Raw genomic sequence first — 10902 nt, forward strand, 5'->3', positions numbered from 1 at the left:
ACGTGCGGGTGATGAAGTCCGCCTACCTGTGAGCGATCTTGGAGGAGCCGTGAGTGTGGACCCCTTGAGCCAGGAGCAGCTGGACGCCTACATACGGGCGCGGCTCGCTCTCGCCGGGTTCGACGTGGAGAAGCTGCCGGAGCGGCCCGACCCGGAGACAGGGGTGCCGACGCGGGCGCAGGTGCTCGCGTCCCTGCGCTCGTTCGTGGCGTCGACGCCCGCGGCGCTGGCCTCGTGGGCCCCGCCCGCGTCGAGCCCCGCATACGCCCAGCAAGGCGCGGTGCCGCTCATCCATCCGTCGATCGACGAGGCGCGGGGCGGTGAGCGATGAGCACGGCCCGCGCGCTCAACCGGCGTACGTTTCTTGCCAGTTCGGCAGCCGCAACCGCTGCCGTGACCACCGGCACGGTCGCCGCCGCCACCCAGGCCTCGGCCTCGCCGGCGCCGAGACTCCCGGACGTCGACGTCCGGGACGCCGCCCGCAGCGACCCCTCCGAAGCCACCCTCGCCGAGGCCGCCGTCCTCATCAGGCGCGGGAGGATGACGGCCGTCGACCTGGTCCAGGCCCATCTGGAGCGCATCGAACGCTACGACGCGACGTACCAGGCGTACGCGGAGGTGACCGCGGACGCCGCGCTCGCCGCGGCGCGCAAGGCGGACCGGGGCGAAGGGCCGCGGGGTGTGCTGCGCGGGATACCGCTGTGCGTCAAGGACAACTACTTCACGGCCGGCGTGCCGACGCGCTGCAACTCGTACATCTTCGACGACTTCGTGCCCGACCACGACGCGACGGCCGTGGCCCGGCTGAAGGCCGCGGGCGGCATCGTCCTCGGCAAGGGGCAGATGGGGCCCCTTGCGACGACCCGCGCGACGACACCGAACGGCACCGTGACCACCGTCAACGCCTGGACGCCGAACGACCCTTCGGTCGATCCGGGCGGCTCCTCGACCGGACCCGCGTGCGCGGTCGCGGGGCGCCTCGCGGTGTCGTCGATCGGGACGCAGACCGGCGGTTCGATCGTGCTGCCGTCGAACCAGCAGAACCTCACCGGGCTCAAGCCGACCATGGGCCGCGTCTCGATCCACGGGGTGATCCCGCTGTCGTTCACCCGTGACCACGCGGGGCCGCTCGCGCGCGACGCGATGGACGCCGCGCTGATGCTGTCCGTCCTGGCCGGCCCCGACACCCAGGACCCGCGCACGCTCGGGCTGCCCGCCGTGCCGGACCTCGTCCGGGCGGCGACGCCGGTCGTGGGGCGGGACGGTGCCGTACGGATGCGGCGGGCGACCCGGATCGGGGTGCCCGCCGACTTCCTGACGGGCGACGCGCAGGGGCTGCGCAAGGCGTTCCTCGACCGGCTCGACGGGATCTCCGGTGTGACCCTGGTCGACGTCACCTACCCCGACGACTGGGCGCTGCTCACCGGTGCGTTCAACGCGGCCCGGCTCTCGGAGCGCACCGAGCCGTTCCGCCACTGGCTGCGCGAGGACCCGGCCAAGTTCGGTGTGTCGCTGCTGAGTTGGCTGCAAGGACTGATGATCTCCGGCGACGAGTGGATCACGGCGCAGCGGGCGAAGACGCATCTGCTGCGGGAGGTGCTCGACGGGGTCATGGCCCGCTGCGACGTGCTCTTGCAGGCCGGGCCCGTCCCCTTCGACATCCTCGGCCTTCCGGAGATCGCGTTCCCCGTCGGGTTCTCCGCCGCCGGGATCCCCACGGGCGTGATCCTCGGGGGTCAGCCGTACGAGGAGGACCGGCTCCTTGAGGTGGCGGCCGCGTACCAGGCGGTGACGGACTGGCACACGCGACGGCCCGCCGATCCGGCCCCGACCGCGCGCCTGCGGTCGGCCGGCGCGCGGCCCCGGCTGAGCGCGGAGGACGCCGCGGCGTCCTCCGCGTGATACCTGGCGAGCTACAACGCCCTCAGCTCGTAAGGGCGTTCGCTCCCGGTCACCTCGACCGACAGCGTCCCGTCGTCCACGTCACGCCGCACCCGGTACGTGGCGGCCGCGCTGCCGTCGAGGCCCGGCACCGTCACGCTCACGTCGTCCGCGCCGGGGGCGACGAGGAGGGTGAGGCCGTCGAGCCAGTCGCCGTCGGGGCGCTGGTCGTCCGCGCCGAGCGGCAGGACCGCGCCTTCGCGGACGTACAGGGGGAGGCTGTCGAAGCCGTGGCGCTCGCTGCGCCAGGCAGGACCCCGCACCTGCTCGCCCGTGAGGAGGTGCGTCCAGGTGCCCTCGGGCAGGTAGTACTCGACGTCGCCGTCCGCCGTGAAGACCGGGGCGACGAGGAGGTCGGGCCCGAGCATGTACTGGCGGTCGAGCGTGCGGCACGTCGGGTCGTCGGGGAAGTCGAGCAGCATCGGGCGCATCACGGGGACGCCGGTGCGGTGCGCCTCGACCGCGGCCCCGTACAGGTACGGCATGAGCCGGTGCTTGAGGAGGGTGAACTGCCGTGCCACGTCGACGGCTTCCTCGCCGAACTCCCACGGCACCCGGTACGAGACGTTGCCGTGCAGACGGCTGTGCGAGGAGAGCAGGCCGAAGGCGAGCCAGCGTTTGAAGACGGCCGGGTCGGGGGTGCCCTCGAAGCCGCCGATGTCGTGCGACCAGAACCCGAATCCGGACAGGGAGAGGGACAGGCCGCCGCGCAGCGACTCGGCCATCGCCGTGAACGAGGCGAAGCAGTCGCCGCCCCAGTGCACCGGGAACTGCTGGCCGCCCGCGGTCGCGGAGCGCGCGAAGACGACGGCCTCGCCGCTGCCGCGCTCCTTCTCCAGGAGTGCGAAGACGGTGCGGTTGTACAGATGCGTGTAGTAGTTGTGCATGCGCTCGGGGTCGGAGCCGTCGTGCCAGTCGACGTCGGTGGGGACCCGTTCGCCGAAGTCCGTCTTGAAGCTGTCGACGCCCATGTCGAGCAGGGTGCGCAGCTTGCCCGCGTACCAGTCGCGGGCGGCCGGGTCGGTGAAGTCGACCAGGGCCATGCCGGGCTGCCACAGGTCCCACTGCCACACATCGCCGTTGGGGCGGCGGACCAGGTACCCCAGTTCCCGTGCTTCGTCGAAGAGTTGGGACTTCTGCGCGATGTACGGGTTGATCCACATGCTGATGCGCAGGCCGCGTGCCTTGAGGCGGCGGAGCATGCCCGCCGGGTCGGGGAAGACGTCCGGGTCCCAGGCGAAGTCGGACCACTGGTACTCGCGCATCCAGAAGCAGTCGAAGTGGAACACGGAGAGCGGGATGGCGCGTTCGGCCATCCCGTCGACGAAGGAGGTGACGGTGTCCTCGTCGTACTCGGTGCAGAAGGACGTCGTCAGCCACAGCCCGAACGACCAGGCGGGCGGGAGCGCCGGGCGGCCGGTGAGCGCGGTGTAGCGGCGCAGCACGTCCTTCGGCGTGGGGCCCGCGACGACGTGGAACTCGACCGACTGGTCCTCGACGCTGAACTGGAGCTGCCCGACGGACTCCGAGCCGATCTCGTACGCGACCTTGCCGGGGTGGTTGACGAAGACGCCGTAGCCGCGCGAGGAGAGGTGGAACGGCACGTTCTTGTAGGCGAGTTCGCTGCTGGTGCCGCCGTCGGCCTGCCAGATGTCGACGGTCTGGCCGTTCTTGACGAACGGGGTGAAGCGTTCGCCGAGGCCGTAGATGTGCTCGCCGACGCCGAGGGCGAGCTGGGCGATCATGTGGTGGGCGCCGTCGGGCGTGGTGGCGAAGGCGGTGCCCTTGCGTTCCACCGCGGTGAGGCGGCGGCCCGTTGCCGTGTCGTGGAACTCAAGGCCCCACTCCCCCGCCGTGTCGAGGCGGACGCTCAGCGGTCCTGTGGTGAGTTCGGTGACGGTCCCTTCGCGGGTGACGCGCGCGTGGGCCGCGCTGTCGGCGGCCGCGAGCTCGAAGTCGGGGCCGCGGTGCTTCTTGCCCGCGTGGTGGGTGAAGCGGACGCCGATGACGCCTTCGGCGGGCGAGAAGCAATCGACCGTGATCAGCGGGGAGTTGAGGGTGTCGCCCCGGCCGCGCACATGCCGTACGGCGGCATGGGCGGTGAACCGGTCCTCGCCGGCCCGCACGTCGCGGACCTCGGTGGCGTAGGCGGCGCGGACCCCTTCGCGCATCAGCCAGAAACCGTCGGTGAACTTCATGTGGTGGTCCCCCGTGAGATGAAGGTGAGCCGGGCGATGCGGAGTGCGCCGCGCAGCCGGACCCGCAGGTCCTGCACGCCGGTCGCGGTGAAGTCGGCATCCAGTGAGACGTAGGTGTACGGGCCATCGGTTGCCGGGACGGTGAGGGTGCACCCGTCCCCGATCTCCAGGACGCCTTCCCCCGCGACCTCGGCGCGTACGCCGCTCACGCCGTCGGGGCCGAAGTCGCAGGCGCGGTAGAGGAGTTCGGCGGACGGGGCGTCCGCGCGGCGGGTCACCGCGTCGCCGGAGGTCTTCGCGCGGTCGACGATCTCGGTGCCGTGCTGCTCGTCGTAGGACGCCGCTTCCAGGCCCCGCTCGCGGACCGGTCGGGCGGCAGGATCGTCGCCGTCGAGTGTGAGCGACGTGGTGAGGCGGATGTCCGTACTGGAGGCGCCGACGAGCAGGTCGTACGTCCCCGAGGCGACGCTCCACCGCTCGCGGGCGACGTCCCAGTGGCCGAGGTCGGTGACGGGCACGGTGAGGGTGACCCGCTCGGAGGCACCGGGCGCGAGCGTCGTGCGGCGGTGGGCGACGAGCTGGCGGCGCGGGCGCGGTACGGACATGCCGACCGGGCGGACGTAGAGCTGCGGGACCTCGTCGGCGGTGCGGGCTCCGGTGTTGGTGAGCGTGAAGGTGACCTCCAGGGTGTCGTCGGCGCGCCGCACGAACAGGCCGTCGTACGTGAACGCGCTGTAGGACAGGCCGTGTCCGAACGGGTAGAGCGGATCCCCCTCGAAGTAGAGGTACGTCTGCCGGGAGCCGATGACGTCGTAGTCGAGCAGGTCGGCGAGGTCGCCGTCGGCGGCGTACCAGGTCTGCGGGAGCCGTCCGGCGGGGCTGATGTCCCCGGCGAGGGCCCGGGCGAGCGCGCGGCCCGCGGCCTGTCCGCCGTGGGCGGTCCACAGCAGGGCGGGCAGGGCGGCGTCCGCGTCGGGGACGGCGTACGGGTAGGCGGAGACGAGGGCGAGGGCGGTGTTCGGGTTGACGGCGCGGGCGGCGCGCCACAACCGGTCCTGGTGCGGCGGGAGTTCGAGGGTGGTGCGGTCCTCGGTCTCGCGGCCGTTGATGTGCGGGTCGTTGCCCGCGACGACGATCACCACGTCCGCGTCGGCGGCGGCCCGCGCGACGGCGTCCTCGCCGCGCTCCAGGAAGTCGACGAAGAATTCCGTGCCCTGGTCGGCAACCTTCACGCCGTCGGCGGCGACTGCGACATACCGGCCCGTACCCGTGTGCTTGAGGAGGTGACCGCTTTCATGGGGCTCGAGCTCGAATGTCTCCTGCACGATCCAGCCCCCGGGCTGCTCGGCGGACGCCCGTACGTAGCCGTCCTCGGCGACGGACAGGTAGCGGCCGTCGGGCGCGCGCAGGGTGAGCGCCCCGTTCCCCCAGTCCACGAGCGCCAGTTCGCTGCCCGCGTCGGGCGAGACGGTGAGCGGCGGCAGGTCGGTGCGTCCGGCGAGGAGAGCCGGGTCGAGGGCGGAACCGTCGCCGTCCTGCTCCGCGTCCGCGGCGGCGGGCGCCTCGGGGACGGTCAACTCACCGTCCGCACACCGCAGTCGGACCCGGTCGGCGCCCTCCGCGAGGACCACGTCGGCGAACCGCTCCCGCAGCCCGTCGAGCGGTGTCGAGCGGTGGAGGAAGGTGCCGCTGTACCAGTCGGACTTGCACTCGTCGGCGAGCAGGCCGACGACGGCGATCCGGGTGTCGTCGGCGAGCGGCAGCAGCCCGTCGTTCTTCAGGAGCACGATCGCCTGCTCGGCGGCCTCCTGGGCGAGGGCGCGGTGCTCCTCGGTGTCGAAGGCGCGGACGTCCGCGAACGGGTCCCCGTCCTCGAACTCGCCGAGCCGCGCCCGCACGTCGAGCTGGCGGCGCACCGCGGTGTCGATGTCGGACTCGGTGAGCAGCCCCTGGTCGAGGGCGCGCCGGATCCGGCCGGTCATGACCGTGGAGTCGGTGCCGTGGTCGGTGAAGCTGTCGACGCCCGCGACGATCGCGGCGGCGGTGGCCTCCTCGTGGGTGTCGAAGTAGTGCTCGGAGTCGACGAGGTTGCTGGGCGCGCCCGCGTCGGAGCAGACGAGCAGTTCCTGCGCGGTCCAGGTCCGCAGGTGCTCGCGCAGATACGGCGATACGTGGTTGGGGCGGCCGTTGACCAGGTTGTAGGCGGGCATGACGCCGGCCACCGAGCCCGCCTCGACCGGGGTGCGGAACGCCTTGAGGTCGTACTCGTGCAGGACGCGCGGGCGCACCGAGGAGTTGGACGTGTCCCGGGCGGTCTCGTTGTTGTGGGCGAGCCAGTGCTTGAGGACGGGGGCGGTGCGCCAGTAGGTGGGGTGGTCGCCGCGCAGGCCGCGCGTGTAGGCGGTGGCGATGGCGGCGGTCAGGTACGGATCCTCGGAGTAGCCCTCCTCGTTGCGGCCCCACAGGGGGTTGCGGAGCAGGTTGACCACCGGCGCCCAGACGTTGAGGCCGACGCGGTCGTCGTGCTCACGCATCGCGCGGACCTCGGCGGAGACGGCATCCGCGACGCGGCGCACCAGGCCCTCGTTCCAGGTGGCGCCGAGCCCGACGGCCTGCGGGAACACGGTGGCCCTGCCCATCCACGCGACGCCGTGCAGCGCCTCCTGTCCGGTGCGGAACGCGGCGAGGCCGACCCGGCTCACGCCGGGGGTGAACTGGTGCAGAAGCGCGATGCGTTCGTCGAGCGTGAGCCGGTCCACAAGGTCGTCGACGCGCTTGTCCACGGCCGGTGCGGAGTCGGGGTGGAACGGGTGTCTTTCGGTCACGTGCGGGTCCCTTGGCGATGGAGATCGGAAGGTCTTCGAAGCGCTTCGATGCTCCGTACTCGGGTTGTCAGGTGTCAAGTGGGCGGCAGCGAAAGCTCGTTCAGGAATTCTGTGCACCAGTCTTGTGGGCATGGGAGCGCTCCCTTAACCTCGCTGCAACATCGAAGCGCTTCGACATTTGCGCGACGCGAAGTCCCCGAAGGGTTACCGCAATGACGCCGAACCAGCCCTCCGCTTCCGCCCCCAGCCGCAGAAGCTTCCTCGCCTCCACCGCTGTCGCCGCCGCGGCCGTGGCGGGCGGAATGCCCTTGCTCGCCGCGTGCGGCGGGAGCACCGACTCGGGCGAGGGGACCACATCGGAGAAGTCGGCGAAGAAGCTGCTGCCCACCTTCGCCGCGCGCAACATCGTCAGCCCGGACATCGCGCCGAAGAATGGTTCCTGCGCCGGCTACACGGCCAAGGTCGACCTGGACAAGCTCGCCACGTCCGTGCCGAAGAAGCTGGGCACCGGCGCCGAGGTGAAGATCATGGCGCCGTTCTGGGGGCCGCCGCCGAAGACCGACTGCGAGTACTACACGGCCATGAACGAGGCCAGCGGCGTCAAGGTGACCTGGCAGAACCAGGACGGCATGGTCTACGGCGAGAAGATCGGCGCGGTGCTCGCCTCCAGCTCGCTGCCCGACGTGATGATCGTCCCCGGCTGGGAGCTGTCCGGGAAGATACCCGCCGCGCTGGCCGCGAAGATGCTGGACCTCGGCCCGTACGTGGCGGGCGACAAGGTCAAGGCGTACCCGAACCTCGCGGCGATGCCGTCGGACTCCTGGCGGCGCGGCATCTTCGGCGGGAAGCTGCGGGGCATCCCGTACCCGTACTCGTATCTGCCGAACATCGCGCCCTTCTACCGCAAGGACCTCTTCGAGAAGAAGGGGTACCAGGTACCCAAGTCCCCGCAGGAGTTCTTCGACCTCGCCAAGGAGATGACGGACAAGAAGGCGGGGGTGTACGGCTGCGACGACATGAAGTGGTCGTCGTTCAACTTCTTCGGTTCGCTCGGCGGCAGCGAGAAGGCGCTCGGCTGGAAGCTGGAGGGCGACAAGCTCGTCAAGCGCCTGGAGACCGACGAGTACCTGGAAGCCCTGGAGTGGACCCGCAAGCTGTTCGCGGCCGGTGTCGTGCACCCCGACGCCAAGGCGCAGACCGGTGACGGCCTCCTCCGGTTCACCAGCGGCAAGGTGCTGATGTGCAACGGCGACATCGCCTACTGGTACGGCAAGACCGCCGAGATGCAGGGCAGCAAGGCGTTCCCCGACTTCGAGATGGCCGCCATGGACATCTTCGGCGCGGACGGCGGCGACCCGACGCTGTACGCGGGCACGCCGTCCAACGTGTGGGCGTTCATCCGCAAGGACGCGTCCAAGGAGACCGTGAAGAACGCGCTGGCGGCGGCCAACTACTCGGCCGCGCCCGTGGGCACGAAGGAGCACATGCTCACGTACTACGGCAAGGAGGGCGTCCACTACACCATCACCGACGGCGTCCCGAAGAAGACCGAGAAGGGGAACGCCCAGGTGACGAGCGCCTGGCAGATGCTGGGCGGTCCCGCGCCGTTCTTCGCCTACCCGGACCTGCCGGAGGTCACCAAGGGCATGATCGAGTGGCAGCAGCGGATGGGCGTGTTCGTCAAGAAGACGCCGTTCTACGGCATGACGATCATCGAGCCCTCGCGGTACGCCACCCTGGAGGACAAGTTCGAGCAGCTCGAGAACGACTTCGTGCGCGGCAACAAGAAGCTCTCCGACGTCCAGCAGGCGATCAGTGACTGGAAGTCGCACGGCGGCGACAAGCTGCGCGACTGGTACAAGAAGATCCTCGACGAGAACGGCAGCGCGGCCTGATGGCCCTGCAAGCCGAACGACCGCCCCGGACCGCCGAGAAGGCCGTCCGTGGCCGGGCGCGCCGCAAGGAGGACAAGGCCCGCCCGGCCACGCGTGACGGCGGAACCAACCGGCGGATCCGGCTGCGCCGCGACCGCACCCTCGTCCTGATGACGCTGCCCGCGATCGGGCTGCTGCTCCTCTTCAACTACCTGCCGCTGATCGGCAACGTCGTCGCGTTCCAGGACTACAACCCGTACGTCTCCTCCAACGGCGTCACGGCGATCCTGCACTCGCCGATGGTCGGGTTCGAGCAGTTCCAGCGGATGGTCGACGACCCCGACTTCTGGAACGCGCTGCAGAACACGCTCGTCCTGTTCGTCATCCAGCTGCTGCTGTTCTTCCCGATCCCCATCGCGCTCGCGCTGCTCATCAACAGCATCATCAGGCCGCGGGTGCGGGCCCTGTCCCAGGCGATCATGTATCTGCCGCACTTCTTCTCGTGGGTGCTGGTCGTCACCGTGTTCCAGCAGATGTTCGGCGGGGCGGGTCTGATCGCGCAGATCCTGCGGGACCACGGGGTCGACGGGTTCGACCTGATGACGAACGCCGGGATCTTCAAGTACCTGCTGACGGCGCAGATGGTCTGGAAGGACGCCGGCTGGGGCATCATCGTCTTCCTCGCGGCCCTCGCCTCCGTCAGCCCCGAGCTGTACGAGGCCGCGGCGATGGACGGTGCGAACCGGTGGCGCCGCATGTGGCACGTGACGCTGCCCGCGCTGCGCCCGGTGATCGCGCTGCTGCTCGTGCTGCGCGTCGGTGACGCACTGACCGTGGGCTTCGAACAGATCCTGCTCCAGCGCAAGGCGGTGGGCACGGGCGCCTCGGAAGTGCTCGACACGTATGTGTGGAGCACCGGTATCCAGAACGGCGACTTCAGTTACGCGGCCGCGGTCGGCCTGGTCAAGGGCGTCGTCGGCATCTGTCTCGTCCTCATGGCCAACAAGTTCGCCCATCTCCTCGGCGAGCAGGGGGTGTACAAGAAGTGAGTGTCACGGTCGAACGTCCCCGCCCCGCGTGGCGGGCCCCCGACCGCCCGGTGTGGGAGGAGGCTCCCACCAAGGCCGGTCTCGGCGCCAAGGGACTCGTCCTCCTCGTCTGCTGCGTGGCGGTGCTCGGTCCGCTGTGGGTGGTGATCGTCACCAGCCTGTCGCCCAAGCACGCGATCGACTCCGCGGGCGGCCTGGTCCTGTGGCCCGACGGGTTCACCTTCGTCAACTACCAGGAGCTGCTCAGCGGCGGACAGGTCAGCCGGGCCATGCTGGTGTCCCTGGGGATCACCGGGTTCGGCACGCTGTTCTCGATGACGGTGTCGGTGCTCGCCGCGTACGGCCTCTCCCGGCCGGGCTCCTTCGCCCACCGGGGTCTGCTGATGACCCTCATGGTCACGATGTTCTTCACCGCCGGGCTCATCCCGACGTACCTGCTGGTCCAGACGCTGGGTCTGACCGACTCGTATCTGGCGCTGATCCTGCCGAGCGCGGTGAGCGTCTTCAACATCTTGGTGCTGCGCGGGTTCTTCATGGGGATCTCGCCGGAGCTGACGGACAGCGCGCGGATCGACGGCGCCGGTGATCTGCGCATCCTGTGGACCATCATCATGCCGTTGTCGCGCGCGGTGCTCGCCGTCATCTCGCTGTTCTACGCGGTGGCCTACTGGAGCGCCTGGTTCAACGCGATGATCTACATCGACGACCCGGAGAAACTGCCGCTCCAGAACGTGCTGATGCAGCTCGTCCAGAAGAACACGGCAGTGCCGACCGGCCTGGGCCAGCGGGTCACCTCCGGTGAACTGTCCGCTCTCGGGCTCCAGATGGCGATGATGGTCCTCGCGCTCCTGCCGGTCGCCTTCGCCTCCCCCTTCGTCCAGCGCCACTTCAAGAAGGGCATGCTCACCGGCGCCGTCAAGGGCTGACGCCGCCGCCCGACGCCCCCGCCGCTCCCGGTGCCGCTCCCTCGGGCCGGGCGCGGCGGGCACCACCGTCCCCGACCTCCCCGGAGCCG

General features: G+C 70.4%; 7 protein-coding genes. 5 read left to right on the forward strand and 2 right to left on the reverse strand.

Annotation, left to right across the window (positions count from 1 at the left end):
• Positions 1-49 precede the first annotated feature (49 nt).
• Both AB0L37_RS32900 and AB0L37_RS32905 read left to right on the forward strand, forming a co-directional pair.
• Positions 50-331 (forward strand): hypothetical protein, encoded by a 282-nt coding sequence (locus tag AB0L37_RS32900; RefSeq protein WP_365513804.1) that lies wholly within the window; start codon positions 50-52, stop codon positions 329-331.
• On the forward strand, positions 328-1902 hold the full coding sequence (locus AB0L37_RS32905; RefSeq protein WP_365513806.1) for an amidase: 1575 nt from the start codon (positions 328-330) through the stop codon (positions 1900-1902). Before AB0L37_RS32900 ends, AB0L37_RS32905 begins: the two co-directional genes overlap by 4 nt.
• A gap of 11 nt (positions 1903-1913) precedes the next feature.
• Here AB0L37_RS32905 and yicI read toward each other — a convergent pair whose 3' ends face one another.
• Positions 1914-4139 carry an alpha-xylosidase gene (yicI, locus tag AB0L37_RS32910; protein WP_365513809.1) on the reverse strand — a complete coding sequence of 742 codons (2226 nt, stop codon included), beginning with the start codon at positions 4137-4139 and terminating at the stop codon, positions 1914-1916.
• On the reverse strand, positions 4136-6964 hold the full coding sequence (locus AB0L37_RS32915) for a glycoside hydrolase family 3 C-terminal domain-containing protein (RefSeq protein WP_365513811.1): 2829 nt from the start codon (positions 6962-6964) through the stop codon (positions 4136-4138). Before AB0L37_RS32915 ends, yicI begins: the two co-directional genes overlap by 4 nt.
• Positions 6965-7176: 212 nt before the next feature.
• Here AB0L37_RS32915 and AB0L37_RS32920 point away from each other — a divergent pair, with 212 nt between their 5' ends.
• Genes AB0L37_RS32920 through AB0L37_RS32930 form a run of 3 tightly spaced genes read left to right on the forward strand, consistent with a single transcriptional unit; the run spans position 7177 to position 10813 of the window.
• Positions 7177-8859, forward strand: a complete 1683-nt coding sequence (locus tag AB0L37_RS32920) for an extracellular solute-binding protein (protein WP_365513813.1) — start codon at positions 7177-7179, stop codon at positions 8857-8859.
• Positions 8859-9887, forward strand: coding sequence for an ABC transporter permease subunit (locus tag AB0L37_RS32925; protein ID WP_365513816.1), 1029 nt, complete (start codon positions 8859-8861; stop codon positions 9885-9887). Before AB0L37_RS32920 ends, AB0L37_RS32925 begins: the two co-directional genes overlap by 1 nt.
• On the forward strand, positions 9884-10813 hold the full coding sequence (locus AB0L37_RS32930) for a carbohydrate ABC transporter permease (protein ID WP_365513819.1): 930 nt from the start codon (positions 9884-9886) through the stop codon (positions 10811-10813). The genes AB0L37_RS32925 and AB0L37_RS32930 overlap by 4 nt, the downstream gene beginning before the upstream one ends.
• Positions 10814-10902: the final 89 nt, after the last annotated feature.

The organism is Streptomyces sp. NPDC052225 (assembly GCF_040679615.1).
Lineage (GTDB): Bacteria > Actinomycetota > Actinomycetes > Streptomycetales > Streptomycetaceae > Streptomyces.

Bases quoted from the DNA above. Each gene is read 5' to 3' on its own strand.
- AB0L37_RS32920 (WP_365513813.1), top strand. From the start codon at position 7,177: ATGACGCCGAACCAGCCCTCCGCTTCCGCCCCCAGCCGCAGAAGCTTC.
- AB0L37_RS32925 (WP_365513816.1), top strand. From the start codon at position 8,859: ATGGCCCTGCAAGCCGAACGACCGCCCCGGACCGCCGAGAAGGCCGTC.
- yicI (WP_365513809.1), bottom strand. From the start codon at position 4,139: ATGAAGTTCACCGACGGTTTCTGGCTGATGCGCGAAGGGGTCCGCGCC.
- AB0L37_RS32905 (WP_365513806.1), top strand. From the start codon at position 328: ATGAGCACGGCCCGCGCGCTCAACCGGCGTACGTTTCTTGCCAGTTCG.